A 26,149-nucleotide genomic window follows, 5' to 3' on the forward strand; every position below is an offset into this window, starting at 1 on the left:
ATGACTACGGTAGTTAAGGTCGGTGGCGCTCGCGCCGTCGACCCCGAGGGTGCGCTCGCGGACGTCGCCTCCCTCGTCGAGGACGGCGAGGACGTGGTCCTCACCCACGGCGGCTCGACGGCCGTCGACGAGACCCTCGAGGAGCTCGGGCAGGAACCCACCTACGTCGAGACGCCCGGCGGCGTCGTCGGTCGCTTTACCGACGAGGACACCATGGACGTCTTCAAGATGGTGATGCCGGGCAAGCTCAACACCGACCTCGTCGAGAGTCTCCAGAACGAGGGCGTAAACGCCGTCGGGCTCTCGGGGACGGACGGCAAGCTCCTCGAAGGGAAACGCAAGTCCGCCGTCCGGGTGAAGGAGGACGGCAAGAAGAAAATCAAGCGCGGCGACCACTCGGGGAAGATCGAATCGGTCAACGCCGACCTGCTCGAGACGATGCTCGAGGGCGGCTACACGCCCGTCGTCTCCGTCCCGATGCTGGGAAAGGAGAAGTCGAGCGGGTACACGGCCGTCAACGCCGACGCCGACCGGGCAGCCGCCGCGATCGCGGGCGCGCTCGAGGCCGACCTGGTCGTCCTCACCGACGTCTCGGGGATCTACGAGGACCCGGACGACGAGTCGACGCGGATCGACTCCGCGTCGACACCTGAGGAGTTCGAAGCCGTCGAGGACGCCGCCGAAGGGTTCATGACCAAGAAGGTGATGGCCGCGACGGAGGCCCTCGAGGGCGGCGCGTCCTCGGTGGTCGTCGCGTCCGCGAACGCGGACGCACCGATAACGAGCGCGCTCGAGGGCGAGGGGACGACTCTCGAGCCGGGTGCGCTCGCCGACGGCGAGGAGGTGGCACAGTGAGCGACCACGACTTTATCTCCGGCAGCAAACCGATCGGCATCGAACGCGGCGAGGGACCGTCCCTCTACACCGCCGACGGGACGGAGTACTTGGACGCTGGCGCGAGCTACGCCTGTACGCCGCTTGGCCACTCCCATCCCGCAGTCGTCGACGCGGTCCAGGAGCAGGTCGGCAAGCTGACGTTCGTCGACTCCTCGTTTCCCGTCCAGTCGCGCGAGGACGCCTACGCTGCGTTCGTCGCGGCGGCGCCCGACGATCTCGAGTCGGCCTGGTTCTGTAATTCGGGGACCGAGGCCAACGAGGCCGCGCTGAAGTTCGCCCGTTCTGCGACCGGCGAGTCGAAGATCATCGCGGCGACCCGCTCGTTCCACGGTCGGACGATGGGGTCGCTCGCGGCCACCTGGAAGGACAAGTACAAGAAGCCGTTCGAGCCCCTGGCCGGCGACGTGGAGTTCGTCCCGTACGGCGAAGGCAAGGAGCTCGCGGCCGCCGTCGACGACGAGACCGCGGCCGTCATTCTCGAGCCGATCCAGGGCGAGGGCGGGATCAACCTCCCGCCCGCGGGCTACCTCGAGACCGCTCGCCAACTGACCGAGGAGGCCGGTGCGGCGCTGATCTTCGACGAGGTCCAGACCGGGATGGGCCGCACGGGGTCGATGTGGGCCTGCCAGAACGCGGGCGTCACCCCCGACGTGCTCACCGCGGCGAAGGGCCTCGGTAACGGTCTGCCCGTCGGCGCCGTCGCAGTCCAGGACTGGATCGCCGACGGGGCGGCCTCGCACAACGCCACGTTCAGCGGCGGTCCGGTCGTTTCCGCCGCGGTCCACGCGACGATCTCGACGCTGGTCGAGGAGGAGTGGCCCGCCCACGCCGCCGAGGTCGGCGACTACCTCGTTGACGAGCTCGAGGCCGCTCTCGGCGACGCGGTCCGCGAGGTCCGCGGCGAGGGGCTACTCGTCGGGATCGAGCTGAAACGCGGCGCGAACCGCGTCGCCCGCGATCTGGCGATGAACCATCAGATCCTGGCGCTGCCGGCGGGTCGGACCGTCCTGCGTCTGCTCCCGCCGCTCGTGATCGACGAGGAGGAAGCGGATCGACTCGTGGACGCACTGGCCGACCTCGTCGCGCCCGAAGCCACTCCCGAATCATGAACGCGAGCGTGACCGAATCAGTCGAGGTATCGTCGGAGGACGCGCGGAACCTGCTGGTCGATCTCGTTTCGATCCCCTCGCCGACGGACGAGGAACGGAAAGCTGCCGAACGGCTCGTCGAGTTCTTCGCGGCCAACGGTCGCGAGGCCTGGATCGACGAGGTCGGCAACGTCCGCGCGCCCGCCGACGACGCGGTTCTCCTGACCTCCCACGTCGATACGGTTCCGGGAGAGATTCCGGTCGAGGTACGTCCCGCAGACGCCGAGGACGTCGAGGACGAGGTCGCCGAGGAGGAAGGCGAGGACGTCCTCTGGGGGCGCGGAAGCGTCGACGCTACGGGCCCGCTGGCCGCGATGGCGGTCGCCGCCGTCCGAACGGGCGTCTCCTTCGTCGGTGTCGTCGGCGAGGAGACCAGCTCCCGGGGTGCCCGTCACCTGGTCGTCGACCGCGAGGAACCCGACGCCGTCGTCAACGGCGAGCCAAGCGGCACGACCGGGATCACGCTGGGGTACCGGGGCTTTCTCTCCGGCACCTACGTCGCGACCAGCGAGTCGGGCCACACCTCCCGACCCGAACCCAACGCGATCCAGCACGCCACCGAGTGGTGGACCAACGTCGAGGCCGCCTTCGAACACGACGAGTACACGCCCGTCTTCGAACGGGTCACCGCCAAGCCGGTCGACATCGACGGCGGGATCAGCGAGGACGGCCTCTCCGTCGAGGCGACCCTCCAGGCCCAGCTGCGGATCCCCCCGTCCCTGGACGCCGAATCGGTCCGTGAAACGGCCGAGGCCGAACTCGAGATCGGCACCGTCTCCTGGGCCGAGCCGATCCCGCCGGTGATGGAGAGTCCTCGGACCGAGGTCGCCCGCGCGTTCCGCGCGGCGATCCGCAAGGAGGGCTGTGATCCGCGGCTGCTCCGGAAGACCGGCACCAGCGACATGAACCTCTACGCCGGCGCGTGGGGCTGTCCGATGGTGACGTACGGTCCGGGTAACTCCGAGCTGGACCACGCGCCCGGCGAACGCCTCTCGCTCGCCGAGTTCGACCGCTCGGTCGACGTGCTGACACGGGTCGCGACGACCCTCCGCGGAGGCGACGACTGATGTCGGCGTCCGACCCGCGGCACTTCCTCGAGATCGACGACCTCTCGCAATCGGAACTGCTGACCGTTCTCGACCGAGCCAGCGAGTACGAACGCGCCCAGGAGCGCGGCGAGGACCACGCCGATCTGGCGGGTCAGACGCTGGGGATGATCTTCCAGAAACCCAGCACCCGGACGCGCGTCTCCTTCGAGACCGGGATGACTCAGCTCGGCGGTCACGCGATCTTCCTCGGAGCTGACGACATCCAGCTCGGACGGGGCGAGCCCCTCAAGGATACCTCGAGAACGCTGTCGCGCTACGTTGACGTCGTGATGGCGCGGCTGTTCAGACACGAGAACGTCGAGGTGCTCGCGGAGTACGCGTCGGTTCCCGTCGTGAACGGGCTCACCAACGATGCCCACCCCTGCCAGACGCTCGCGGATCTGCTGACGATCCGTGAGGAGATGGACGGGTTCGACGGCGTCTCGGCGGCGTGGGTCGGCGACGGAAACAACGTCGCCCAGTCGTTCGTGATCGGCGCGGCGCTGGCCGACATCGACCTGACGGTCGCGACACCCGACGGATACGGCATCGACGATGCCGTTCTCGAGCGCGCTCGCGAACTCGGCGGCGATCCGACGACCACGACCGATCCCGTCGACGCGGTCACAGATGCGGACATCGTCTACACCGACGTCTGGACCAGCATGGGCCAGGAAGACGAGTACGACGTCCGGATGGACGCCTTCGAGGGGTTCCAGGTCAACGCGGACCTGCTCGAGGGCGCGAACGACGCCTCGGTGATGCACTGTCTGCCGGCCCACCGCGGCGAGGAGATCACCGACGACGTCATCGAGAGCGAGTGCTCGATCGTCTTCGACCAGGCCGAAAACCGGCTCCACGCCCAGAAGGCGCTGTTGAGCTGGCTGCTCGAGTGAGTCGTCGACCGCGAACGACGCAAGCGATCGCGTTTTTTGCCCAGTTCTTCTGTGCGAGGGGTCAGCTTCGCCGACTCGAGTGGAAAACGGGTGGGCCGTACGCATGGAAGACACTGCTGAGCTGGCTGCCCGAGTAGGCGGTTGTAGTGAGGGCCGGAACTGTTGAGGAATTGATGACTGTGACTGCTCTTGCCCCATCACTCGAGGGATTCCCGCTGCTTCGCCGCCTTCCCGAGACGGTCGGTGACGAACGACCGGCCGGCAGCGCTCACGCCAATCAGCCCACTTTTCTCCGTCGCCTCCCACGTTCCGGTAATGAGTCTCAGCCTCTCCGCCGAGGGCCCGACCGCTCCCGAGGCCGCGACCGACGGCGTCTGGCTCGAGTGTATCGACTGCGGCGAGACGTTTACCCCCTTCGAGGACGTCCGCTACACCTGCGACGCCTGCGACGGCCTGCTCGAGGTCCGCTACGCCGACCTCCCGACGTTCGACGACTTCGAGGGGCGGGGCGTGTGGCGCTATGCCGACGCCTTACCCCTCGAGTCGGGCGTCACGACCCAGGAGGGAGCGACGCCGCTGTACGAGGTCCCGCGACTCGAGGACGACCTTGGGCTCGAGGCGCTGCGGATCAAACACGAGGGGATGAACCCCACGGGCTCGTTCAAGGACCGCGGGATGACCGTCGGGGTAGCCGTCGCGAGAGAACTCGGCGTCGACCGACTCGCCTGCGCCTCGACGGGCAACACCAGCGCCGCGCTGGCGGCCTACGGCTCCCGCGGTGGAATGCAGACGCTCGTGCTCCTCCCGGCGGGCAAGGTCGCCGCGGGCAAGGTCGCCCAGGCGAGCCTCCACGGCGCCCGTATCCTCGAGGTCGACGGCAACTTCGACGCCTGTCTCGACATCGTCCAGGAGCTCGCGGCCGAGGGCGAGGCCTACCTGTTGAACTCGTTGAACCCCTTCCGGCTGGAGGGTCAGAAGACGATCGGCCTCGAGATCCTCGAGGCGTTCCGCGACGATTACGACGCGTTCCCGGATCGAATCGTTCTTCCGGTCGGTAACGCGGGCAACACCGCGGCGCTATACAAGGCGTTCCGCGAACTCCTCCAGGCCGGTGCGATCGACCGCGAGGACGTACCGAAGCTCACCGGCGTCCAGGCCGAGGGTGCCGCGCCGATGGTCGAAGCAGTCGAGAACGGCGCAGACGAGGTTCGGCGCTGGGACGACGTCGAGACGCGCGCCACGGCGATCCGGATCGGGAATCCGGTTAACGCCCCGAAGGCGCTGCCCGGGATCCGCGAGACCGGGGGGACGGCGATCGCCGTCTCCGACGAGGAGATCACCGAGGCCCAGCGCGACCTCGCCGGTGAAGGCATCGGCGTCGAGCCCGCCTCCGCGGCTTCGGTCGCCGGTCTGCGGAAACTCCGCACGGGGGGGATCGTTACCGAGGACGAACGAGTCGCCTGTCTCACGACCGGTCACCTGCTCAAGGACCCCGATGCGGCGGCTGCCGCCGGTGACGATCCCGAACCCGTCCCGGCGACGACCGAGGGCGTGCTCGAACATCTCGCGGGCGAGAGCGGCTCGGGACAGTAACTCCGCGGTCTTCGATCAGCCAGCCGCTGATCGGTTCGAACGAACGCCTAGTTGATTACAGCCATTTCTAGAGGGAATCTTATATTTTAAGTAGCAGGGCGCGACATAGTTTCTCCTAGTTGGTGAATATTACCAATAGCTGTAGACGATTCAAACGGGTGCTGTTCCGAGTGCGGCGGACGACTGCGGACGACGGAAACCGAGCTCATCTGTGAGGAGTGCGGCCTCGTCTCCGGAGAGGACGCGATCGACCGCGGACCCGAGTGGCGGACGTTCGACGACGGTCCCGACCGACGCCGAACCGGTGCACCGCTGACGCGGTCGCGCCACGACCGCGGACTCTCGACCGAGATCGGCTACGGAACCGGCTCCCGTTCCCGTCTGACCGGTCGTAAGCGACGCCAGATCGCTCGACTCCGTCGGGAACACAACCGAGCCCGGATCTCCACGAAGGCAGACCGAAATCAGGTGTACGGGTTCACTGAGATCAAACGGGTCAACGCGTTGCTCTCGCTGCCCGACTCCGTTAGAGAACAGGCCTGTTCGCTGTTCGAGTCGGCCCAGTCCGAGGGACTGCTCCAGGGCCGGTCGATCGAGGGGTTCGCTGCGGCCACAGTGTACGCTACCTGTCGGATCAACTCCTTCGCCAGAACGATCGACGAGATCGTCGCGGTCGCCCGAGCCGACGCAGCCGAACTCAAGGCCGCCTACGACGCATTGAACCGCGACCTCGAGCTACCGACGGGACCGATCGACCCGACGCAGTACCTGCCGCGGTTCGCCACGAAACTCGACCTCGAGACGACCGTCGAGAACCGGGCCCGCGAACACGCGACGACCCTGCTCGAGAACGGCGTCGTCGGCGGTCGGAACCCAAGCGGGGTCGCCGCAGCCTGTCTGTACAAGGCCGCCGACGAGCGCGAGGAGTGGCCGTCGGTAACCCAGGTCGACGCCGCCGACGTCGCCGACGTCGCGCCCGCGACGATCAGATCGACGGCTATCGATATCGACGAGCAGGAGGGGTAGCGGCCGTCGGCGTCACGTCGTCCGGAGCGTATCGGTGCTCGGCTCGTAGACCTCTCCCTTCTGTTTGAGCTTGTCGATCTCGTGTTCGGCCTTCGACTCGTCCATCCCGATCTCGTCGGCACGCTCGAGGACGATGTCGACCGGCGCACCCTCGTCGTACTCCTCCTCGATGTCGCTGATCAACCCCTTGATGTTCTTGATCCGGTCGCGCTGGGACTTCGAGGTGCCGGCCTCGACGATGTCGGCGTCGAACTCCCCCGTTTCGGGATCGACGCCGATATCCTGCAGACACGAGCGAACGATCTCGACGACCTGCTCGGCGTCTCGCTGCTCGACCGTATCGGAGAGCCGCACGCGGGCGCTGGCCTCCGAGAGCCGGACGAGCGCCTCGAGCTTTCGAGCCGTGACGGGAACGGGGGCGTCCTCGTCAGTCCCCTTCGAGCGCAGATCGACGTAGAAGTCCCGGATCGTCTCGCGGGCCTCCTCGGTCATCCGCGGGTGGCAGTTCTGTTTCGCGTAAGCGATGTACTTCCGGAGGAGTTCGGCGTCGATGACGGGGTCGACCTGCTCGGTCATCTCCTCGATCTCCTCTTCGCTGACCTCGAGGCTGGTCATCTCCTCGCGCTGGGTCGTCAGCTCCCCCGCGTAGTTGGTCGTGAGGATGTGCTCGGCGAGGTTCTTGTCCTTCTCCTCGTCGGGCTGGTCGGTGACGGTGAAGATGAGGTCGAACCGCGAGATCAGGGCCGGCTCGAGGTCGATCTGCTCGCCGATCGGTTCGTACTGGTCGAACCGGCCGTACTTGGGGTTCGCGGCGCCCAGCAGCGAGCAGCGGGACTTGAGCGTGGCATTGATCCCGGCCTTCGAGACCGAGATCTTCTGTTGCTCGAGGGCCTCGTGCATGGCCGAGCGGTCCTCCGATCGCATTTTATCGAGTTCGTCGACCGCCGCGATCCCCTGGTCGGCGAGGACGAGCGCGCCGGCCTCGAGGGTCCACTGCTGGCCGTCGCCGAAGTCGTCTCGGACCGCCGCGGCCGTGAGACCGGCCGAGGACGAACCTTTGCCCGAGGTGTAGACGGAGCGGGGAGCGATGTTTTGGATGTAACCCAGCATCTGCGATTTACCAGTACCCGGGTCTCCGATAAGGAGCATGTGCAGGTCGCCCCGAATCCGCGAGCCGTCGGGCAACTGCTTGGTTACACCCGAGAACAACTGCAAGATCATCGCGAGCTTCTCCTGCTCGTAGCCGTAGATCGAGGGCGCGATCGAGCCGACCATCTGCTCGTAGATGTCCTCGCTCGAGGAGAGCCGGACGATCTCGGCTTTGTCCTCCTCGGTGATGTCCATGTCCTCGAACTGCTCTTCGTCGATGTCGACGGACATCCCCTCCATGTAGAAGTCGAAGACGGGCGATTTGTCCTGGCCGTCGCCCTGTTGCTCGAGGCGGAGGACACCGGTCGTGGAGACGTGGTCGCCGGGGGTCACCTCGCCGGTGATATCGTCTTCGACGTGGACGTCGAGCGACTGTGGTGTCTCGCCGCCCCTGAGTCCCTCGGGACTCTCCTGAATGCGCAGTTTCTGGGAGTCGACGAACTCCGACTGGTCGAAGTTCACGCGGAAGGGGCCCTGGCGTTCACAGCCCTGGCACTCGTGGGGCTCCTGGAAGTCGCCGCTGGACTGGGGGACTCGAGTGAGGGTGCCACAGAGCTGGCACTCGAAGGCGGCCTCCTCGATTTTCGGGCGGACGTCGGTCGCCTTTCGGACGATCCCTCGAGCCTGCACGAGGGAGTTCATGTCGCGGGCGCGGATCTCCCGGATCTCGGGTGACTCGGTTTCGGGGAGGTTTCGGATCCGAACGTGGGCCTGGCCGAGGCTCACGTCGATCGGCAAGTCGTACAGCCGCAGTGCTTCCTCGGCGTAGCGTTGGAGCTGTTCGGGCTGGGCGAGGAAGTCGTCGGCCAGGTTCGGATCGTACCGGTAGAGATCCTGCCAGTCGACGTGGAGCGACCGCTGCTCGTTGGGGTACTGCTGCGCAAGCTGCTTGATCTCGTTGTCGTAGTAGTTGCGGAAGAACTGCTCGAAGGAGTCGACGAGTTCAGAATTACCCGCTTGCGCCATTGCACTCTCGTAGGGTCGCCATCGTGTATAAATGGTCGCAAAGCGGAGCGAAACTGATCGTAGGTCGGGGTCCCAGCGACCGCGCCCTCACCCTCGGCTCGAGCCGAACGGCGTGTCGTCGACTGCTCGCTGGTCCGCGTCGTCGGCCGTCTCCGCGCCGAGTTCGTCGACGGAGACGCCGAGCGTCGCGATCGACCGGACGGCTTCCTCGACGGTGATGTCGACGTCGTAAACGTTTTCGGCCGAGACGTGCATCACGTAGCCGTTCGTCGTCGGATTCGGCCCCAGCGGAACCATGATCGTCATCATTTCCCCGCTCCCGACGGTTTCTTCGATCTCCGGCGGGGTATCTGCCGTCAGAAAGCCAAACATGTAGGCGTCGTCGTGAGGGAACTCGACGAGTTTGACCTCCTTGAACTGGTCCGTCTCGTCGTCGACGAGGATGTCGCTCGCTCGCCGGACACTCTCGTAGAGCGTGCTTACACCGGGAATCGTCTCTATCGTCGCGTGAACGCGTTTCGAGAGGTGTTTCCCTGGAGTGTGCTCGGCGATGAAGCCGATCACCAGAAAGAACCCGATCAGCGACGCCAGCGTCGTCAGCTGGATCACGATTCGAGGCGGTTCGTTCGGCCAGACGTACTGCACGCCGGCGACGATCGGCGAGAGAATCCCGAGGACGAAATCGACGACGACGAGCAAGACGAGCAGCGTTACGACGAGCGGAATCGTCAGAATGATGCCGTTGACGAGCCAGCGCTTCGGTCGTTCGGAGACCGCTACCATACGGGCAGTTTCGGACGACCGGTAGAAACTGTTCGGGTTGCACGTGTCGTCCTTGATTTCCGTCTTCCGACCTTTGACTCCGGCCGTAGATGTGCTTTTGTTCGCTGGGAGCGTACCGACCGTATGACCCCTCGACCGGCATCGCGTTCGGAAGCTACCCATCAACGGGCGGTAATCAACCGTCTCGAGGAGACTACGAAACGTCTCGAGGCGGTCGAGGACCGACAGAGCCAGCTCGAGCGGACGATCGCAGCGCTGGCCCGGGAGACCGGACTCTCGGTCGGCTGTCCGTGCACCCGCTGTAGCCGGAGCTACACGCTCGTAAAATCCGGCGTCGTCTACTGCCCGGAGTGTGGGTACAGACACACCCTGTAAGCGACCGGCTTCGAGCTCGCCAGCGGGTCGTCCTACCGTCGTCACTACTCGGGTAAAGTACGTCGATCGAACGACTGCCGTTCGATCGGTGTAGAAATCGGTTCGGTCGCCGAACGGCGACCGGATACCGGGTTAGTTACTCGCGAACGACGTTCGTCGCGCGCGGACCCTTGGGGGCCTGTTCGATGTCGAACTCGATCTCGGTTCCCTCAGTCAGGTCCTCGCCGCCGACGTCTTCCATGTGGAAGAACACGTCCTCGTCAGCATCCTCAGTCTCGATGAAACCGTAACCGCCTGTGTCGTTGAAGAAGTCAACCGTACCGTTTGCCATTACGATTATTCAGTATCCCGGCACACGGTTAAGGCTTGGCTTTCGTACTTCTGAAAGCTGTTATAGGGAACAAGTGTACACCGAACGCACGGAGATCGAGATACTTGTGCGGAGGTCGTCGATTCTGGCCGGAGACGCTGCCCGATCTGTCGGCTCTGGCCGAAGCGCTCGTCGAAGTTACGGTTTCGGACGCCGAGACTCCGACGTCGCCGGTACCGTATCGAGCCGACCGGAGATCGACCGCTCTCTCACGCTCGCGACACTGCTCGACACTCTGCGGGCCGAAGCGCGCCTTTTTGCTCTCTCACGACGTATCTCCCGCATGCCAACCAGGTCGTCGGTCTTCTGTCCGGTGTGCAACGAAACGATTTCACAGGGAGGTTCCCTCGAGCATCATCTGGTCTACGAACACAGGCCACGCGAGCTGGCCAGCCGGCTCGCGTCCGAGTGGGAGGCCGAGGAACTCGGCGTCGAGGAGTGATGTGATTGGGCTACTGGCGATCGATCGCTTCGCTCGCCCGCTTCTCGAGGATGCGTCCGTCGAAGCGAATCGGTCTCGCGGAGTTTCTGGTGGTTGTCAGCGTTGGGATCGACCGGGTTTGAACTACGCCTGAGAACCTGCGCTTCGCGCAGAACCTCGTCTTACCACAGATCCGGCGACTCGGCGCGAGTTCGTCGCTCGGGATAGAACGAACGGGATCGGCCGAATTTGAACCACGCGAACGGCTCGCGGTGCTCGCCGTTCTTTAGTTCAGAACCCCGATTTTCCAATCACTGCTGCTCACGAGTTCGTTTGCAGCCGAAGTATGGGATCGCCCGGATTTGAACCGGGGTCACGGGCACCCAAGGCCCGAAGTATACCAAGCTAACCCACGATCCCGTATCACTCTTTCCGGGTGGATCGTTTAAAGGGTTTCGTTCCGGATCGAACGGCTTTCCCCGCTTCGCTCGCTACGCTCGAGTATGGTCACAGGACTCGAGATTCTCCTACTGGTACTCGTCCTCGTTGCCGTCCTTAGCGCGACGACGATCATTCAGACCGTCCGTCCGTTTATCGTCAACGCGGTCGTCGGTCTACTCGTACTGTTTCTGGCTCAGGCGGTCTTCGGCGTCTCGGTCGCGATCACGCCGATCGCGCTCCTGATCGTCGCCATCGGCGGGCTCCCGGGATCACTCCTGGTACTGTTGCTCTCGCTGTTCGGTGTCGCCTTCGTCCCCTGACTCGAGAATCAGTTCGCTTCGTCCATCGTCCTCGTTCTCACCACTCCCGTCGAGCGCCTACAGATCGTCGTCCCGAAGCTCGATATCGGCGATCAGGTCGTAGGGGTGGGCCTCCTTCCGAATCCCGTCGACCAGCGCGAACGCCTCGCCGGGCGAGAGGAAGTGCTGGGTGACGACCTGTCCGAGCGGCGTCGGTTCGAAGCCGTCGATGAAGCCGTACTCGAGGAGCTTTCCGATGGCGTGTTTGGTCGGTACCTCGCCGAGCATCCGGTTGTTGAGGCCTTTGGCGGCCTTGCCGCCGACCACGATGTTCGCCAGGGTCTCCTCGACGGCGGCGTCCTCGTCGTAGTGGGTCATCACCGACTCCATCTCCCCTTTGAGGAGCTTGAACGCGACCTCGTCCTCCGTCATCTCCATCGAGCCGTGGTACGAGCAGTCGGGCTCGACTAGCACGTACACCTTCCCCTCGTCGTGGTAGTCCGGACGACCCGCGCGGCCGAGCATCTGGTGGAACTCCTGGACGGAGAGCCACTCGATTCCCATCGCCAGCGAGTCGAAGATCACCTGTGAGGCAGGGAAGTCGACACCTGCCGCAAGGGCAGCCGTCGTTACCACGGCGGAGAGATCCTGCTCGCCGAACTGGCGCTCGACCTGTTTGCGGCGCCCGTAGTCGAGCCCGGCGTGGTACGGCGCCGCGGAGTACTCGAGCTTGCGGGAGATCTCGTGACACCGCCTACGGGAGTTGGTGAAGATGATCGTCTGCCCGCGATACCCCTTCGAGGACTCGGTGTCGAACTCCCGTTTGACGAGTTTGTTCTCGATGCGAACCTTCTCCTGGCCGTCGGCGAAGGTGACGTGGCGCTCGATCGGGACGGGGCGCTCCTCGAACTCGATCAGCGTCGACTCGAGGACCTCGGCGAGCTGTTCGGTGTTGCCGACGGTCGCCGAGAGGTAGATCCACTGGGCGCCCCCGTAGTCGTCCCGTCGGGCTGCGCGCTGCTCGGTGGTGTGTTTGAGCCGCGAGATCAGCCCGTCGAGTCGGTGGCCCCGCTCTTCCTCCTTGAGGGTGTGGACCTCGTCGATGACGACGGTACCGATGTCGCCGAGGTTCTTGCCCGTCCGCAGCGCGTGGTCGATCCCCTCGTAGGTGCCGACGATGACGTCGGCGTTGGGGTCGAACTGGTTGCCGTTGTCCGTAACCCGACTCGCACCCACCCGGAGGGAGACGTCGACGAGGTGGCCGTACTCGTCCTCGAAGTCCTCGTGTTTCTGGTTCGCGAGCGCGACGAGGGGGACGAGAAAGAGCATCTTCCCCTTCCCGTTTAGGACGCGGTTGAGCCCGGCCATCTCGCCGACGAGGGTCTTCCCGGTCGCGGTCGCGGAGACGACGAGCTGGTCCTGTCCGTCGAAAAGGCCGTTCTCGACGGAGAGGCTCTGGACCGGGAGCAGGGTCTCGAAGCGGTCCTCGAGCAGTCCCTGTAGACCGGGATGGAGGTTCAGCGAGTCGGTCCGGACGGGGTCGACCTCGTCGGTCGTCGCCGAGATGGTGTCGAACTGGGTGAGGTCGGGGTCGAGCTGCCCCTGTAGCAGGTTGACGATCCGCTGGAGGTCCTGCACTTCGAGCATCAGTTCCTCGAGTCGTTCCTTCGCGGCGCCGGTGACCGCGCCACCGCCCGAAAAGGAGAGCTGACGCTCGAGCTCCTGGCGGGCGCAGTCCCGACAGATCCAGTCGTTGTCGTCTTTGACCGCGGTGTCGGTCGTCACCGGCGAGTACCGCCCCGCGGAGGCGCAGTAGCGGCAGGTCCGGACGGCCTTGACCTTGTCCTCGAGCTGGTAGCCGGCGAACATCTCGGTGAGCTCGCGACGTTTCTCGGAGGGAGTCTGCTCGGAGATACGGATCCGCTTCGCTCGGCGGGCGAGCTCGACGAACTCGTCGGGCTGGCGGGGCTCCTCGCTCGAGCCGTCCTTCAGCCGGAACTTCGCGGGCCGAGGACCCGCGGAGGTTTCGGAGAGTCCGAGCTTCGCCCGGAACAGCCGCTTGCCGTCCCGCTGGACGACGACGAGGTAGTCGCCGCCCGTCTCGTGACAAAAGATCGTTTCGACGTCCTGGACCTGCTGCGACACGCGATAGTGTAGTCGGCTGGCGTACTTGAGCGGTTCGGACTCGTCCTCGCCTCGGTGTAATCGAACCCTCGCTCGAGCGTCACAGCAGCCCGACCAGCGGAACGACGCCGAACCAGGTGATGTAGCTCAGCGAGGCTATCATCAAGAGGTCGATGCGCTGGGCGCCCGCGTCGGGCTCGAGTCGGCTCCGAAGCAGCCAGACGACCGCGGCTGCGTGGACGAGTCCGAGGTAGATCGCGGGGCCGTAGCCGGGAACCAGCTCCAGGAACTGCCAGAGCGCGCCCGTCAGGGCGGCGAGGACGGCCGTCGTCGCGGCGACAGCCGCAGCGCCGTCGACGCCGAACCGGGCCGCGATCGTTCGTTTGCCCACGAGACGGTCGGCAGCGACGTCGGGCACACCCGCGAGGGTGATCGAGGGCAGCACCGACAGCAGGAAGGGCAGCCCCAATAGCCACGGCAGCGGATCGTGCCACGCACCGCCGAGGACGACGAACCCGAGTACCAGGACGCCGACGCTGTGGGTGACGGCGACGTCCAGTTCGCCCAGCGTGCGGTAGGCGAGTCGCAGCGGCGAAAGCGTGTACCCGAGCGCCAGCACCGCGAGGGCTCCCATCGTCCCCGCAGTTGCCGCCGTCGATCCCGCTCCCGTAAGAAGCGTGGCCCCGCCGAACGCAGCCGTCGCCGCCAGGAAGGCGGCGATCCCGGCCCGGAGCTGCCCGAACGACAGCTCGTCGTCGACCAGCACACGGGAGCCCCCGGTGAACGGCCCGGCGAAGGTGTTCCGCCGATCGGTTTCGTAGTCGGCGTACTCGTTGCTCAACACCGTCGCGGCCTCGAGGAAGAACAGAAATCCGAGCCCGAGCCAGTACGCGCCCGTCGTGAGAGCGCCCGAGCCGACCGCCGCCAGCGCGCCGATCGTGTAGGCGATCCAGGCCATCGGGTAGAACTGCAGGCGCAGCGCTTTCAGCCAGCTCGTCGCCGCGCGCTTCGTCCGCCCCAGCCGCGACTCCGGCCCCGTCTCGAGGCTTCGACCCAGTTCCCGTACGTCCTCGAGCCACGTCTCGCGCTCCTCGAGGTCGGAGTCCTCGATCGGTCCCAGGTTGGTGACCCGGGTCGTCCGAACGCCCGCGTAGCCGAGCGTCGCGCGCTTGAGGGCGTGGTTGCCGGGCTGGCGGAGCAGCCAGCGGTAGATCCGCGGGGGGACGTCCATCGTGACGATCAGCTCGGCGGTCTTGTCGTCGAGCAGCTCCTCCTTGCCCGCACCCTCGCCGTCCTCGTAGAACGAGAAGGCGAAGCCGGGTCGAAAGAGCCGGTCGAAGAACCCCTTGAGCCGGGCGGGCATCGTCCCCCACCAGTTCGGGTAGACGAAGACGAGGTGGTCGGCCCACTCGAGGTCCTGCTCGGCTTCCCGAAGATCGGGCTCGAGGGGCTGATCGCTCGGACACTCGGCGTGGACGTCGGGATCGAACTCGAGGTCCGCGACGGCGAGTTCGCGCACGTCGACGTCGGCCTCGCGAGCGCCCCCGCAGTAGGCGTCGGCCAGTGCGCCACAGAAGCTATCCGTTCGGGGATGACCCAGTACGAGGAGGACGTTCACGACTGTTCGGCCGGTTCGGCCGTCGGAAGTATATAACCGGCCGGTCGCTCACTCGAGCAGTTCGATCTCGTCGTCGCCGTTGGGGACCGCACAGAGGAACGCCCCGGGCTCGTCGCCCTCGTTGCGGTACCAGTGGACGGTTCCGGCGGGGATCAGCAGGGAGTCGCCCGCCTCGACTTCGTGTTCTTCGTCCCCGATACCGACGACGTACTTGCCCTCGAGGACGTACTGCTCGTGTTCGACCTCGTTCGTGTGTTCGGGAACCTCGGCGCCGGCCTCGAGGGTGAACCGGCGAATCGCGAAGTTCGGCGCGCCGTGGCTCTCGTCGATCAGGACGCCCCTCTCGAGGCCGTCGGCGGCGTCGACCGATTCGTACTCGATATCGTCGCCGCTACGGATCAGTGGCTCGGCCATACTGTTCGATGGGGATCGAGCTCACTAAACGTTGTATCTACGGCACTGTCGCTAAAAGATGTGAAAATACTGCAGTCAAGAGCCGATACCGTTACGAATTCCGCCTTACAGGCGCTCGACGTTCGTCGCGCGCGGGCCCTTGGGGGCCTGCTCGATTTCGAACTCGAGCTCCTGACCTTCTTCCAGGTCCGGGCCGCCGATGTCTTCCATGTGGAAGAACACGTCGTCGTCCGCGTCCTCAGTCTCGATGAATCCGTAGCCGCCAGTGTCGTTGAAGAAATCAACGGTTCCTTTCGCCATTGCTTTTGAGCAAAGGTGCGCGGAAGACATAAACCCTTTGACTCCGACTAGACGTCGAATTCCGGCAGCTCGGGACATGTGGTGTCGGTATTACCGATAGAATATGCTACTCGGTCACAGGCTGTCGCCGCCCTCGAGTCGGTGGACCGTAATCGAGACGAAGTAGACGAGCATGAACAGGCCGAAGCCGACGACGAGTCCAATCAGTTCCCGCGCACCGACGCCGCCCGGATTGAGTGCGGCGAGAACGGCGAGGCCGACGACGAACACGAGGGTGGTGAACGCGCCGATCGCGTAGTAGAAGCCGATGTCCGACTCGAGCAGTGTCCGCATACCAATCTGTTTCGGGGAGAGCGAGAAAACGATACCGATCAGTACAGTAGACTCCGAGTCGCTTCCTCGTACTCCTCCGGGATCCGTTTCGCGATCTCCTCGGGGTGGGTCTCGCCGTCGTAGTTGACCAGGTACGCGCGGCCGTACTCGTCGCCGTAGACGCCCTGGAAGTCGTAGACGAAGCCGTAGACGGCGACGTCGTCCGGAACGTCCGCGGACTCCCGAAGGAACTGCGCCTGGTAGTCGACGTTGTACTCGACGAGCTGGTTGACCACCCGTTCGTCGTCAGCCTCGTCGTCGACGAGGTCGCTCTCGAGGCCCTCCTCGACGACCGGGACGAGCAGGTCGACCCACTTGTCGACCCCGCGCGGACCGGGCCGGCCGCCGCCGGTGGCGACCTGGTAGGCGGCCGTGACGGCGCCACAGCCGGTGTGACCGACGACCGCTGCCGCCTCGGTCCCGGCGTGGTGAATGGGGTACAGCATACCCCCGTCCACGATCCGTTCGCCCTCATCGTCGTCCCACACCTGGTTGCCGATGTTGCTCGGGGTGAAGACGGCTCCCGGGTGATCGACGCTCCACATCCGCTCCTGTGGCACCCGCGAGTCCGAACAGCACACCGAGACGACGTCCGGGTGTTGGCTCGTCTGGACGTCCTCGAAGTAGTCGTCGGACAGTTCCTCGACGTGGTTCGCGTTACCGGCGAGCAGCTCCGCCAGTACGTCGTCCGCGCTCATACGATGACACGCACCGACCGCGCCCAAAACGGTTGCTCTTCCGGTCGAATTCGCACACCGTCCGAATCGGGTTCCGGGAGCCGAATACTGACTTCCCCCCGGGACCTTGGAGGCGCATGGCAGAAACCAGGCAGTGGCGGCTGGCGAGTCGTCCGTCCGGCGAACCGACCCGCGAGAACTTCGAGCTCGTCACCGTTGCTCGACCCGCGCCCGAATCGGGCGAGGTACTCGTTCGAACTCTCTACCAGTCGGTCGATCCGTACATGCGCGGGCGGATGCGCGACGCCGAGTCCTACGCGGAGCCGTGGGACGTCGGCGACCCCATGCAAGCGGGGGTCGTTGGCGAAGTTATCGAATCGAACTACGACGGGCTCGAGTCGGGCGATATCGTCGCGGGCGAACTGCTGTGGGCCGAACACGCCGTCGCGGACGGAAGCGATCTGCGCCAGGTCGACCCCGACCACGGGCCGATCTCGACCGCGCTTGGCGTCCTCGGGATGCCCGGCGTGACGGCGTACTTCGGAACGACCGACGTCGCCGAGCCGAAACCGGGCGACACGGTCGTCGTCTCGGCCGCGGCCGGCGCGGTCGGCTCGGTCGTCGGACAGCTCGCCCAGCTGAGTGGCGCTCGAGTGGTCGGAACGGCCGGCAGCGACGAGAAGACGGCGTGGCTCACCGACGAGCTCGGGTTCGACGCCGCGATCAACTACGAGACGACCGACGATCTGCCCGGCGCGGTGGCCGAGGCCTGTCCCGACGGCGTCGACGTCTACTTCGACAACGTCGGCGGGCCGATCACCGACGCCGTCTGGCCGCTGTTGAACGTTCGCTCGCGGGTCGCCGTCTGCGGCCAGATCGCGCTGTACAACGCGACGGAGATCCCGACCGGACCCCGCAAGCTCGGCAAACTTATCGAGTCTCGCGCCCGCGTAGAGGGACTTCTCGTCTACGACTACGAGAACCGCTGGGGCGAGGCGCTCGAGCGGCTGTCGGGGTTCATCGCCGACGACGAGCTTCGCTACCGCGAGGACGTCGTCGAGGGGTTCGAAAACGTGCCCGACGCCTTCATGGGGCTGTTCGAGGGCGAGAACATCGGTAAACAGCTGGTGAAAGTCGGCGACCGGAGCGACTGAACTCGAGGGTCAGTCGGTCAGTCCGTAGCCGATCTTGAACAGGTAGACGTCGACCGCGACGACGCCAATTGTGAGCAGCGTGAGCACGCCCAGCGAAGCGTACGGTGCGAACTCGGCGTAGGCTGCCGGCGCGATCTCGAGCATGTCGGAGTAGCCCAGCAGTCCGTACCGGACGCTGTCGACCATGTAGACCATCGGGTTCAGCAGGGAGACGGTCTGCCAGGTCGACGGCAGCATCGTCAGCGAGTAGAAGACGGCGCCGAAGAAGACCAACGGCCGCAGGATGAACTGGTTCATCACGGTGAGGTCGTCGAAGTCCCGGGCCACGAGCCCGCCGATGATTCCGAAGCCGGCGAACAGGGCGGCGATCACGACCATGGTGGCCACCAGAAACAGACCGTTCTCGATCGATATCGGGACGAACAGCCGGCCGATGACGGCGATGATGACGCCGACGATCAGCCCCCGGACCGCGCTGGCGCCGACGTAGGCGACGACCATCTCGACGTAGGAAAGCGGCGAGGTCAGGGTTTCGTGGATGTACTCGTTCCAGCGACCGTGGAAGATCGAGAACGAGGCGTTCTCGAAGGCGTTCGAGATCGTCCCGAGGACGACGAGTCCGGGAACGAGAAACAGGATGTAGCCGATCCCCGCGACGGGTTCGTCGATCCGACCGCCGAGGATGATCCCGAAGACGGCGAAGTAGAGGACGTTCGTGATCGCCGGCGGCATGAACGTGTTCTTGGGACGGCGGATGAACCGGAGTAGCTCGCGCTGGAAGAGCGCCCGGAAGCCGACCGAGAGCATCAGGCGATCCCCTCCTGTTCACGTGCCGGCGTCTCCTTCCCCTCGTCGCCCGCTGTCTCGTTACCCGACGCCTCCTCGTTCGTCGGCGCATCGGATCGGGTCGTCGTTCGGTCGTCCTGTCTCGTCAGGTCGACGAAGATCTCCTCGAGCGACGTGCGGGTGATTTCGAGGTCGGCGATCTCGTGGCCCGCCGCCTCGAGGTCGTTCAACAGCTGTGGCGCGGTCGAGCCGCCGTCGTCGACGCGGACCTCGAACCGGTCGCCCTCGAGGGTCGTCTCGTGGGCGTAACCGCCGACAGAGGGGGTGACCGAGGGTGCGTCCTCGAGGCGAACCGAGATCGTGTCCGTCCCTCGCGTCTTGAGATCGTCCGGCGTCGCGACGGTCACCTTCCGGCCCTCGTTCATGATCGCCACGCGGTCACAGAGGCGTTCGGCTTCCTCGATGTAGTGGGTCGTCAGCAGGACCGTCGTTCCTTCCTCGTTGAGCTCGGTCACCAGCTCCCAGAGATCGTGGCGCAGCTGGACGTCGACGCCCGCGGTCGGCTCGTCGAGGATCAGGAGATCGGGCTCGGTGACGAGCGCCCGCGCGAGCAGCAGTCGGCGCTTCATCCCTCCGGAGAGCCAGTCGAAGCGCTCGTTTCGCTTGTCGTAGATCCCGACCCGCTTGAGCACCTCGTCGGCCCGCTCCCCGGCTTCCTCCTCGGGAATCCCGTGGTAGCCGGCCTTGTGCATCAGGACCTCGCGGATGGGGAAGAAGCGGTCGACGTTGAACTCCTGGGGGGCGAGCCCGATCGCGTCCCGGGCCTGCCGGTAGTCGTCCTCGACGTCGTGGCCGAAAACGCGGGCGTCGCCGCCCGTCTTGCGGACGAGTCCGACCAGCGTGTTGATGAACGTCGTCTTCCCGGCCCCGTTGGGACCGAGCAGCCCGAAGAACTCGCCTTCCTCGACGGTGAGCGAAAGCTCCTGCAGCGCGCGCAAGTCGCCGTACTCCTTCACGAGGTCCGTCGTCTCGATGGCCGGTGGCATCGCTGACACCTCGGCCACGCCCGCGGTTAAGAATGTTGAATCCGGTACCTGGGCGGCGTTCAGTCGCCCGCTCGAGGCTGGCTCGACGGGTTGACGCTGCCGCTTTTCTGGACGATATCGAAGGCCGTCATCACGTCGGATCGCGAGATCAGGCCGACCAGATCGCCGTCGGTCCGCGGGGCCGGGTCGCCGAACGCGCCCTCGGAACCCCACTCGTCCCGGCCGTCGACGACGAGGAGCCGCCCGATACCGTGTTCCCGCATCCGTTCGATAGCCGTCATCGCGTCCGAATCGGGATCGATCGTCTTCAGGTCGGTCGTCATCACCTCCGAGACCGTGTACGCGTCGCGCTCGACCGGTTTGATGTCGCGGGCGTCCGACAGCGTCACCAGCCCCACGAGCCGCTCACCGCCGAACCCGTCGGTCTCGACGACCGGGTAGCCGGTGTGTCGCTCGGTGAACATCCGCTGGATCAGCTCCGCGACCGACGCGTCCGGCTCGACGGTGTGGAGGTCGCCCGCGGTCGTCATGATATCTCGAACCGTGACGTCCTGGAACGCGGCTTTCATCGTCACCTGCTGGGCCTCGCTCGAGGCGGCGATGTAGACGAAGAAGGCGACGCCGATGAGGATGATGTTGAACGCGAACAGCCCGAACAGTCCCATCGCGATCGCGAACAGCTTCCCGATGCTCGCGGCCTGCTGGGTCGCTCGAGGGTAGGGTCGCCCACGAGCGAGCAGCGCCCGAAGGATCCGTCCGCCGTCCATCGGGAACGCGGGGATCATGTTGAAGATCGCGAGCGCGACGTTGAGCACGGCGAGGTAGCCGAGGACGAACCGCGCGCCGCCAAACGTCTCGGGCGTGAGAAAGAAGAGTACGTAGGAGGCGACGCCGACGAGCACGGAGACGATCGGCCCGGCGATGGCGATATTGAACTCCTGTCGCCAATCCTCGGGCATCTCCGAGAGTGCAGCGATTCCGCCGAACAGCCAGAGGGTGATCGAGTCGATCGGAAAGCCGTATCGCTGAGCCGTCAGCGAGTGGCCGAGTTCGTGGAGCACGACGCCGACGAACAGTCCGACCGCGGCGGCGAAACCGAGTACCCACGGCAGTAGGCCCCCGGTCACGTAGCTGACGTCGATACCCGCGCCGAGGAACTCGTTGAGAATGTCGGCGACGGGTTCGATCTGAGCGCCGATGAGGTACGCAAACAGCGGGAGCACCAGCAAGAACGTCAGATCGAGCTTGATCGGGATCCCGAACAGGGACCCGATCCGAAAACTCTTCATCATACGGCGTAATTCCGGCGGCAGATCCTTAAACACGCCGCCGTCCTGGTGAGGCGACGAGTTCCGAGCGACTCGAGCGTGGCTGGAGCTTCGCGCCGCCCGACGTCCTCGGTCGGATAATAATACACCTTATACAAAACTCCTACTCGGATTGATAACGGTCATTGATGAACGAAACGTGATCGCTGGCCGAACGTATCCAACGACAGAAAGCGGTCACCGACGAGTGCTTACCGACGGTAACCGTTTCATCACTCTCTCTTCCACTCCGAAAGGGACCCGCTGAGAGCGACCGAAATACCCGATACTGTCCTCTAGCCGGCTGTTATCCACTGACATGAATTGGCCATATTGATATTAGGTTGATTATATCCATTCAACTATATTGCTCGAGTGTACCATAGACTTATATGGAACCTCGGTGTGGATCGTACTACGATGATGGAACAACAACTCACCACCACGCAGCTCGAGCCGCTCCCGACCGAAATCGAATCCCCGCAGGCCAAACTCGTCTACCTCTACCTCGAGGCCAGCGGCGGTGCGACGGCGTCGGACCTGAACGAGGTCCTGGCGATGAAGAAGATCGGCGTCCTCTCGGTGCTGAACTGTCTCACCGAGGAGGGACTCGTCGAGAAGAACGGCGCCGACTACGTTCCCTGCAACTAAACGACGATTTTTGACGTGCTGTCGGTCAACTCGCCGAGTAGTTCCGCCTGAACCCCCGCTGGCGCGGACGTAGCGGTTCGAAGGCTTTATCCCCACGGTAGGCTTCCGTTTTCGTAAGTAACCACAACCATGTCGGACAAACCCGCCTCAATGTACCGGGAGATCAGTAAGCCGGCCTACACGCGCCGCGAGTACATTACTGGAATCCCCGGATCGAAGATCGCACAGCACAAGATGGGCAACGTCAGCGCCGGTCCCGAGGACTACCCGGTCCAGATCAGCCTCATCACCGAGGAAGAGGTCCAGATCCGCCACGGAAGCCTCGAGGCTTCGCGCCTGTCGGCCAACCGCCACATGCTGAAAAACGCCGGTGAGAACAACTACAAGATGATTCTCCGGAAGTTCCCCCACCACGTCATCCGGGAGAACAAGCAGGCGACGGGTGCGGGCGCGGACCGTGTCTCCGACGGGATGCGCCAGTCGTTCGGGAAGATCGTCGGCACCGCCGCGCGCATCGACGCCGGCGAGCGCATCTTCACGGTCTGGTGTGACTTAGACGACGCCGAGCACGCCAAGGAGGCGTTCCGCCGCGCGTACAACAAGATCTCGCCGCCGTGCCGTATCGTCGTCGAGAAGGGCGAAGAGCAGCTGGTCTCGTAACCCCACCTTTTACTCTGGACGGCGTCGCCGTCCGTCGCCACACGGCCCAGTGCAAACGCCGCTCTCACCGACGACCCTGGAGTCGTTCGTCGTGGTTCCGGTTCGTGACCGTCCTAGCCGAGAACCGCTCGCGCTCGAGAAACCCGTCCCGTCGACTGCGAATCGAGGGCGGCGAGTCCCCGAGTGTGGGTACGCAGACTTTTGGGCCTCTACTCCCGACTCTCGAGCATGATCGATCTCGCGGTCGCGAACGCCGAGGAGACGTTCGATCGGATGTGCGACCCCCTCGCCGAGCGCGGCGTTCGCGCCCACCATGTCCCCGTCAGCGAGCGGGTCGTTCCGCTGGGCGCGGACGCCCCGTGGTCGCCCGAGGAGTACGACGTCGGGTTCGTCCACCCCGGTCGCCTGATGGAGGGCGGCGTCGCCGACGCGCTGCTCGAGATCCCGTGGCTCAACGACCGCGAGGCGATCCTCATCTCGCGGAACAAGGCAGAGGTGCTCGCCCGCCTGGAGCGGGCCGACCTGCCGGTGCCGAAGTCGGTGTACGTTTCGAACGACGTTGGTGAGGGCGAGTTGATCGAGGCGTTCGACCGACTCGAGCCGCCGGTCGTGGTGAAACCGAACTCGACGACTCGCGGAGTCGGGGTCGCGAAGGCCCACGACCTCGACTCCTTCCTGGGGATCTGTGACTACCTCTCGCTGGTCCACGACTACCGGGCGACCGGGGACCGATCCTTCCTGGTCCAGGAGTACCTCCCCGACGCCACCGACTACCGGGTGATGGTCCTCGAGGGTGAGTACGTCGGCGCCGTCGAACGCCGCCTCCCCGACGACGCGGTCCGCGAGGGTCAGTGGAAACACAACGTCCATCGCGGCGCGACGGCACGGGGGGTCGATCTCCCGACGGAGTGGCGCCGACTGGCCGAGTCGGTCGCCGACGTCCTCGAGATCCCGTTTCTCGGGGTGGACTTGCTCGAGACTGACGATCGGGTCGTGGTCAACGAGACGAACGCTCGGCCAACGATCGACGAGGCGACGAAGTACGAACCGGGATTTTACGACCGTTTAGCGGGAGTAATCTCCGATTGTGCCGACGTTTCGAGGACCGTCTAACTCCCAGACGCCCCGGGTTTCGGAAAGATACTCGTCACTGAACGAGCCGAACGGACACCGGACGACGTTCGTATCCTGGATTGATCTCGTAACGATTGGACCGGTTAATACGGGACCCTCGAATTGGCCGACGGTGGGCCACGGAGCCCGTAGATCCAGATGACAGAAGACAATACGAACACTCGTCGCGGCGTTCTCCGAATCGCTGGAGCGGCAGGTATCGGTCTCGTCGGCCTCTCGGGTGCGGTATCGGCCGGTGGGAAGGACGGCAAACACGGCCGAGACAAAGAGAACGGTCGAGACGGAGAGAACGGCAAACACGATCGAGACAAAGAGAACGGTCGAGACGGAAAGAACGGCAAACACGGCCGAGACAAAGAGAACGGTCGAGACGGAAAGAACGGCAAACACGGTCGAGACAAAAAGAACGATCGGGACCGAAAGAACGGCAAACGCGACCGAAGGGACCGCCGGGACCGCCGAGACCGCCGAGACCGCCGCGACCGACGCGGTCGCAAGGGGAAAGACGGTCGAGACAAAGGGCACGGCCGAAAACACGATCGAAAGGACGACCGAGACCGTCGCGGCGGAAAACGCGGTCGACACGGCCGACACGGCAAGCGAAAGGCTCCGGATCCGGTGACGGAGACGGAGGCCTTCATCGAGCACACGAAGAGACAGACGAAAGGCGGGTTCCGAAAGTAGTCGCGCCGTCGGTGGAGTCGCTCCTATCTTGGCGGCTCGCGTCCCGAAACGGAACTCGAGAACAAAACCGGTGTCGACCGCGAGTCGACTCTCGTATGCTTACTCGAGGCTGATTCCCGAGGAGTGTTCGGCCGACTCGAAGACGACCTCGAGGACGCCGTTGTTGTACGTCGCCGAGGCGCTGTGTTCGTTGACCCGCTGGGGGAGCGAGACGCGCTCGTCGTACTGGCGGTGGTCGCTCTGGGCCGAGATCGTGAGCGTCTTGCCGTCACACTCGAGGTCGATGTTGTCCTTCTCGACGCCCGGAAGGTCGGCGACCACGCGGATCTCGTCGTCGGTCTCGTGGATGTCAACGTGGGTGTCCATGCCGAATCCGCTGTCGACGGCGCTCGAGGAGTCGAAATCGACGTCGGCACCGCTCATCATCTCGTTCATCATCCGCTCGATTTCCCGAAAGAGATCGTCGAAGGGTTCGTCGCGGTCGTCTCGTCGCATAGCTGGTGGTAGGGAAGGGACGGCCAAAAGCTTTCCCCGACGACTCAGTCGGCGGTCTGTCGATCGACGGTGCGTTCCTCGGAGTTGTCCAGTCGGCTGAGTCCGATCCCGAGGGTCTCGTTCGTCAGTGCTCGGCTCTCGGGACCGTCGAGCAGCCCTGTCACCGAGCGGATCGCGTCGATGTTCTCGGGGACGACGTCGGACTCCTGGTGGATCGCCTGCATACAGTAGAGGTCGCGTCCTTCGACGGTAATCGACTCCTCCCAGATACAGTTCTCCCAGATGTCGCCTCGGGGGCGGCCTGCGTCGAGCGCGAGGTCCTTGAGCGTGCCGGCGCCGTCGATTCCGGCGTAGTCGGGGATCATGAGCAGTCGGTCCTCTCCGCGGAGGCGGTCGCGGATCTCCGCGACGTCGTCCGGTTCCTCCTCGAGGGTGATGTTGACCGCGTGGACGTGCATCATCGTCGTCGGGACCTTGAGTCCGATCGTGTCGATATCGAGTTCGGGGAAGACGGTCTGGACGTCCGGGCCGTGGTGGGAGGGGATGGAGACGGGGTCCGGCAGGGCGTCGTTGATCGGCCCGCGGCCGGTCTGGTCCGGGTCGCCGCCGCGTCGGACCAGCGTCGTTCGGACCTTCTCGATGCCGTAGTCCTCGTGGATCGGCGAGACGAGCCGCGAGAGACCGGTCGTGTTACAGGAGACGACGCGAACGTAGTCGGCGTCGGTCGCCTCGTCGTAGTTCGCGCGGGCGTTGAAGCTGACCTCGGCGATGGTCGCGTCCTCGCCGCCCTGGAAGAGTGCAGGGGTGTCGTGGCGCTCGTACAGCGGGCGATTCTGGGCACCGATTCCGGACGGCGTCGCGTCGACGACGATGTCGCTGTCTGCGACGAGGTCGTCGACGGTACCGGCGAGGTCGATGCCAGCCTCGTGGAACCCATCGGTACGGTCCTCGTCGACCGCGTAGAGCGGGTACTCCGCCTCGGCCGCCCCGAGTGCGACGTAGTCGGGACTGACCTTGGCGACGCCGGCGACCTCCATATCTGGCTGAGCTCGCACGGCGTCTGCGACGCGCTTTCCGATGGTTCCATAACCGTTGATTCCGACCCGGAGCATACGCGTCGACATCCACCGCCGACCGGCATAACTGTTTTGCAAGAATCTGATAGATGTTAACTCGAAATTGAGTTGTTCGGTGCAGATCGGCCGGAGAACACGTGCTAACGCATGCACACGCTAAAACATCAGAAAGTTTGAATTTTCTATGATATGTGGAACC

The 26,149-nt window shown here is 65.0% G+C and carries 28 protein-coding genes and 1 tRNA gene; 14 read left to right on the forward strand and 15 right to left on the reverse strand.

Annotated elements, in window-relative coordinates:
- The 6 genes from QA609_RS14510 (at position 1) to QA609_RS14535 (ending at position 6,648) form a co-directional block, all read left to right on the forward strand.
- A complete protein-coding gene (locus tag QA609_RS14510) occupies positions 1-855 on the forward strand; it encodes an acetylglutamate/acetylaminoadipate kinase (protein WP_278303333.1) in 855 nt (284 codons plus the stop codon).
- Positions 852-2,006 (forward strand): aminotransferase class III-fold pyridoxal phosphate-dependent enzyme, encoded by a 1,155-nt coding sequence (locus tag QA609_RS14515; protein WP_278303334.1) that lies wholly within the window; start codon positions 852-854, stop codon positions 2,004-2,006. The genes QA609_RS14510 and QA609_RS14515 overlap by 4 nt, the downstream gene beginning before the upstream one ends.
- The gene (locus tag QA609_RS14520) at positions 2,003-3,112 is read left to right on the forward strand and encodes a [LysW]-lysine hydrolase (RefSeq protein ID WP_278303335.1); all 1,110 of its coding nucleotides are present in this window, start codon (positions 2,003-2,005) and stop codon (positions 3,110-3,112) included. The genes QA609_RS14515 and QA609_RS14520 overlap by 4 nt, the downstream gene beginning before the upstream one ends.
- On the forward strand, positions 3,112-4,029 hold the full coding sequence (argF, locus tag QA609_RS14525; RefSeq protein WP_278303336.1) for an ornithine carbamoyltransferase: 918 nt from the start codon (positions 3,112-3,114) through the stop codon (positions 4,027-4,029). Before QA609_RS14520 ends, argF begins: the two co-directional genes overlap by 1 nt.
- A 315-nt stretch (positions 4,030-4,344) precedes the next feature.
- A complete protein-coding gene (gene thrC, locus QA609_RS14530; RefSeq protein WP_278303337.1) occupies positions 4,345-5,622 on the forward strand; it encodes a threonine synthase in 1,278 nt (425 codons plus the stop codon).
- Between the two features lie 135 nt (positions 5,623-5,757).
- Complete coding sequence (locus QA609_RS14535; protein WP_278303372.1) at positions 5,758-6,648, forward strand: transcription initiation factor IIB family protein; 891 nt, start codon at positions 5,758-5,760, stop codon at positions 6,646-6,648.
- A 12-nt stretch (positions 6,649-6,660) separates the two neighbouring features.
- On the opposite strand, the gene QA609_RS14540 is transcribed toward QA609_RS14535, so the two are convergent.
- Together QA609_RS14540 and QA609_RS14545 are read right to left on the reverse strand one after the other, a co-directional pair.
- Positions 6,661-8,763, reverse strand: a complete 2,103-nt coding sequence (locus QA609_RS14540) for a minichromosome maintenance protein MCM (protein WP_278303338.1) — start codon at positions 8,761-8,763, stop codon at positions 6,661-6,663.
- Between the two features lie 87 nt (positions 8,764-8,850).
- Entirely contained in the window at positions 8,851-9,546 is a 696-nt protein-coding gene (locus tag QA609_RS14545; protein WP_278303339.1) for a DUF502 domain-containing protein, read from the reverse strand.
- 123 nt (positions 9,547-9,669) lie between these two features.
- Here QA609_RS14545 and QA609_RS14550 point away from each other — a divergent pair, with 123 nt between their 5' ends.
- On the forward strand, positions 9,670-9,921 hold the full coding sequence (locus QA609_RS14550) for a hypothetical protein (RefSeq protein WP_278303340.1): 252 nt from the start codon (positions 9,670-9,672) through the stop codon (positions 9,919-9,921).
- 136 nt (positions 9,922-10,057) lie between these two features.
- Here the strand turns inward: QA609_RS14550 and QA609_RS14555 are convergent, their stop codons facing one another.
- Positions 10,058-10,252, reverse strand: coding sequence for a cold shock domain-containing protein (locus tag QA609_RS14555; RefSeq protein WP_005554594.1), 195 nt, complete (start codon positions 10,250-10,252; stop codon positions 10,058-10,060).
- 322 nt (positions 10,253-10,574) lie between these two features.
- Here QA609_RS14555 and QA609_RS14560 point away from each other — a divergent pair, with 322 nt between their 5' ends.
- Complete coding sequence (locus QA609_RS14560) at positions 10,575-10,733, forward strand: hypothetical protein (RefSeq protein WP_278303341.1); 159 nt, start codon at positions 10,575-10,577, stop codon at positions 10,731-10,733.
- 326 nt (positions 10,734-11,059) lie between these two features.
- Here QA609_RS14560 and QA609_RS14565 read toward each other — a convergent pair.
- Positions 11,060-11,132, reverse strand: a tRNA-Pro gene (locus QA609_RS14565).
- Positions 11,133-11,215: 83 nt separating this feature from the next.
- Here QA609_RS14565 and QA609_RS14570 point away from each other — a divergent pair.
- On the forward strand, positions 11,216-11,473 hold the full coding sequence (locus QA609_RS14570; RefSeq protein WP_278303342.1) for a pro-sigmaK processing inhibitor BofA family protein: 258 nt from the start codon (positions 11,216-11,218) through the stop codon (positions 11,471-11,473).
- Between the two features lie 57 nt (positions 11,474-11,530).
- On the opposite strand, the gene QA609_RS14575 is transcribed toward QA609_RS14570, so the two are convergent.
- From QA609_RS14575 to QA609_RS14600, 6 genes are all read right to left on the reverse strand, one after another.
- A complete protein-coding gene (locus tag QA609_RS14575) occupies positions 11,531-13,597 on the reverse strand; it encodes a DEAD/DEAH box helicase (protein ID WP_278303343.1) in 2,067 nt (688 codons plus the stop codon).
- A 79-nt stretch (positions 13,598-13,676) separates the two neighbouring features.
- Positions 13,677-15,194, reverse strand: coding sequence for an NAD(P)H-dependent oxidoreductase (locus QA609_RS14580; RefSeq protein WP_278303344.1), 1,518 nt, complete (start codon positions 15,192-15,194; stop codon positions 13,677-13,679).
- Between the two features lie 48 nt (positions 15,195-15,242).
- Entirely contained in the window at positions 15,243-15,608 is a 366-nt protein-coding gene (locus QA609_RS14585; RefSeq protein WP_278303345.1) for a cupin domain-containing protein, read from the reverse strand.
- Between the two features lie 105 nt (positions 15,609-15,713).
- Positions 15,714-15,908 carry a cold-shock protein gene (locus QA609_RS14590; RefSeq protein WP_004267330.1) on the reverse strand — a complete coding sequence of 65 codons (195 nt, stop codon included), beginning with the start codon at positions 15,906-15,908 and terminating at the stop codon, positions 15,714-15,716.
- A gap of 114 nt (positions 15,909-16,022) precedes the next feature.
- Positions 16,023-16,241: a hypothetical protein gene (locus QA609_RS14595; RefSeq protein WP_278303346.1), complete on the reverse strand. Its 219-nt coding sequence runs from the start codon at positions 16,239-16,241 to the stop codon at positions 16,023-16,025.
- 38 nt (positions 16,242-16,279) lie between these two features.
- Positions 16,280-16,978 (reverse strand): carbonic anhydrase, encoded by a 699-nt coding sequence (locus QA609_RS14600; RefSeq protein WP_278303347.1) that lies wholly within the window; start codon positions 16,976-16,978, stop codon positions 16,280-16,282.
- A 116-nt stretch (positions 16,979-17,094) separates the two neighbouring features.
- Between QA609_RS14600 and QA609_RS14605 the strand changes: the two genes are divergently transcribed.
- Positions 17,095-18,111 (forward strand): NADP-dependent oxidoreductase, encoded by a 1,017-nt coding sequence (locus QA609_RS14605; RefSeq protein ID WP_278303348.1) that lies wholly within the window; start codon positions 17,095-17,097, stop codon positions 18,109-18,111.
- A gap of 9 nt (positions 18,112-18,120) precedes the next feature.
- Here QA609_RS14605 and QA609_RS14610 read toward each other — a convergent pair whose 3' ends face one another.
- Genes QA609_RS14610 through QA609_RS14620 form a run of 3 tightly spaced genes read right to left on the reverse strand, consistent with a single transcriptional unit; the run spans position 18,121 to position 21,235 of the window.
- Positions 18,121-18,918 (reverse strand): ABC transporter permease, encoded by a 798-nt coding sequence (locus QA609_RS14610; protein WP_278303349.1) that lies wholly within the window; start codon positions 18,916-18,918, stop codon positions 18,121-18,123.
- Positions 18,918-19,943, reverse strand: coding sequence for an ABC transporter ATP-binding protein (locus tag QA609_RS14615; protein WP_278303350.1), 1,026 nt, complete (start codon positions 19,941-19,943; stop codon positions 18,918-18,920). The genes QA609_RS14610 and QA609_RS14615 overlap by 1 nt, the downstream gene beginning before the upstream one ends.
- A gap of 59 nt (positions 19,944-20,002) precedes the next feature.
- The gene (locus QA609_RS14620; RefSeq protein ID WP_278303351.1) at positions 20,003-21,235 is read right to left on the reverse strand and encodes a CBS domain-containing protein; all 1,233 of its coding nucleotides are present in this window, start codon (positions 21,233-21,235) and stop codon (positions 20,003-20,005) included.
- Positions 21,236-21,670: 435 nt separating this feature from the next.
- Between QA609_RS14620 and QA609_RS14625 the strand changes: the two genes are divergently transcribed.
- From QA609_RS14625 to QA609_RS14640, 4 genes are all read left to right on the forward strand, one after another.
- The gene (locus QA609_RS14625) at positions 21,671-21,901 is read left to right on the forward strand and encodes a MarR family transcriptional regulator (RefSeq protein ID WP_278303352.1); all 231 of its coding nucleotides are present in this window, start codon (positions 21,671-21,673) and stop codon (positions 21,899-21,901) included.
- A gap of 129 nt (positions 21,902-22,030) precedes the next feature.
- Complete coding sequence (locus QA609_RS14630) at positions 22,031-22,561, forward strand: 50S ribosomal protein L16 (RefSeq protein WP_005554570.1); 531 nt, start codon at positions 22,031-22,033, stop codon at positions 22,559-22,561.
- Positions 22,562-22,789: 228 nt separating this feature from the next.
- Positions 22,790-23,674, forward strand: coding sequence for a RimK family alpha-L-glutamate ligase (locus tag QA609_RS14635; protein ID WP_278303353.1), 885 nt, complete (start codon positions 22,790-22,792; stop codon positions 23,672-23,674).
- Between the two features lie 256 nt (positions 23,675-23,930).
- Positions 23,931-24,317, forward strand: coding sequence for a hypothetical protein (locus tag QA609_RS14640; protein ID WP_278303354.1), 387 nt, complete (start codon positions 23,931-23,933; stop codon positions 24,315-24,317).
- A gap of 161 nt (positions 24,318-24,478) precedes the next feature.
- Here the strand turns inward: QA609_RS14640 and QA609_RS14645 are convergent, their stop codons facing one another.
- The gene (locus QA609_RS14645) at positions 24,479-24,874 is read right to left on the reverse strand and encodes an Hsp20/alpha crystallin family protein (protein ID WP_005554564.1); all 396 of its coding nucleotides are present in this window, start codon (positions 24,872-24,874) and stop codon (positions 24,479-24,481) included.
- 44 nt (positions 24,875-24,918) lie between these two features.
- Positions 24,919-25,986 (reverse strand): type II glyceraldehyde-3-phosphate dehydrogenase, encoded by a 1,068-nt coding sequence (locus tag QA609_RS14650; protein ID WP_278303355.1) that lies wholly within the window; start codon positions 25,984-25,986, stop codon positions 24,919-24,921.
- Between the last annotated feature and the right edge of the window lie 163 nt (positions 25,987-26,149).

The sequence above is a fragment of the Natronococcus sp. A-GB7 genome (assembly GCF_029688865.1).
GTDB lineage: Archaea > Halobacteriota > Halobacteria > Halobacteriales > Natrialbaceae > Natronococcus.

Coding starts and splice junctions, on each gene's coding strand:
- QA609_RS14510 (WP_278303333.1), top strand. CDS start 1: ATGACTACGGTAGTTAAGGTCGGTGGCGCTCGCGCCGTCGACCCCGAG.
- QA609_RS14595 (WP_278303346.1), bottom strand. CDS start 16,241: ATGCGGACACTGCTCGAGTCGGACATCGGCTTCTACTACGCGATCGGC.
- QA609_RS14600 (WP_278303347.1), bottom strand. CDS start 16,978: ATGAGCGCGGACGACGTACTGGCGGAGCTGCTCGCCGGTAACGCGAAC.
- QA609_RS14540 (WP_278303338.1), bottom strand. CDS start 8,763: ATGGCGCAAGCGGGTAATTCTGAACTCGTCGACTCCTTCGAGCAGTTC.
- QA609_RS14650 (WP_278303355.1), bottom strand. CDS start 25,986: ATGCTCCGGGTCGGAATCAACGGTTATGGAACCATCGGAAAGCGCGTC.
- QA609_RS14585 (WP_278303345.1), bottom strand. CDS start 15,608: ATGGCCGAGCCACTGATCCGTAGCGGCGACGATATCGAGTACGAATCG.
- QA609_RS14605 (WP_278303348.1), top strand. CDS start 17,095: ATGGCAGAAACCAGGCAGTGGCGGCTGGCGAGTCGTCCGTCCGGCGAA.
- thrC (WP_278303337.1), top strand. CDS start 4,345: ATGAGTCTCAGCCTCTCCGCCGAGGGCCCGACCGCTCCCGAGGCCGCG.
- QA609_RS14555 (WP_005554594.1), bottom strand. CDS start 10,252: ATGGCAAACGGTACGGTTGACTTCTTCAACGACACAGGCGGTTACGGT.
- QA609_RS14645 (WP_005554564.1), bottom strand. CDS start 24,874: ATGCGACGAGACGACCGCGACGAACCCTTCGACGATCTCTTTCGGGAA.
- QA609_RS14590 (WP_004267330.1), bottom strand. CDS start 15,908: ATGGCGAAAGGAACCGTTGATTTCTTCAACGACACTGGCGGCTACGGA.
- QA609_RS14610 (WP_278303349.1), bottom strand. CDS start 18,918: ATGCTCTCGGTCGGCTTCCGGGCGCTCTTCCAGCGCGAGCTACTCCGG.
- QA609_RS14545 (WP_278303339.1), bottom strand. CDS start 9,546: ATGGTAGCGGTCTCCGAACGACCGAAGCGCTGGCTCGTCAACGGCATC.
- QA609_RS14570 (WP_278303342.1), top strand. CDS start 11,216: ATGGTCACAGGACTCGAGATTCTCCTACTGGTACTCGTCCTCGTTGCC.
- QA609_RS14550 (WP_278303340.1), top strand. CDS start 9,670: ATGACCCCTCGACCGGCATCGCGTTCGGAAGCTACCCATCAACGGGCG.
- QA609_RS14625 (WP_278303352.1), top strand. CDS start 21,671: ATGATGGAACAACAACTCACCACCACGCAGCTCGAGCCGCTCCCGACC.
- QA609_RS14520 (WP_278303335.1), top strand. CDS start 2,003: ATGAACGCGAGCGTGACCGAATCAGTCGAGGTATCGTCGGAGGACGCG.
- QA609_RS14635 (WP_278303353.1), top strand. CDS start 22,790: ATGATCGATCTCGCGGTCGCGAACGCCGAGGAGACGTTCGATCGGATG.
- QA609_RS14560 (WP_278303341.1), top strand. CDS start 10,575: ATGCCAACCAGGTCGTCGGTCTTCTGTCCGGTGTGCAACGAAACGATT.
- QA609_RS14615 (WP_278303350.1), bottom strand. CDS start 19,943: ATGCCACCGGCCATCGAGACGACGGACCTCGTGAAGGAGTACGGCGAC.
- argF (WP_278303336.1), top strand. CDS start 3,112: ATGTCGGCGTCCGACCCGCGGCACTTCCTCGAGATCGACGACCTCTCG.
- QA609_RS14630 (WP_005554570.1), top strand. CDS start 22,031: ATGTCGGACAAACCCGCCTCAATGTACCGGGAGATCAGTAAGCCGGCC.
- QA609_RS14620 (WP_278303351.1), bottom strand. CDS start 21,235: ATGATGAAGAGTTTTCGGATCGGGTCCCTGTTCGGGATCCCGATCAAG.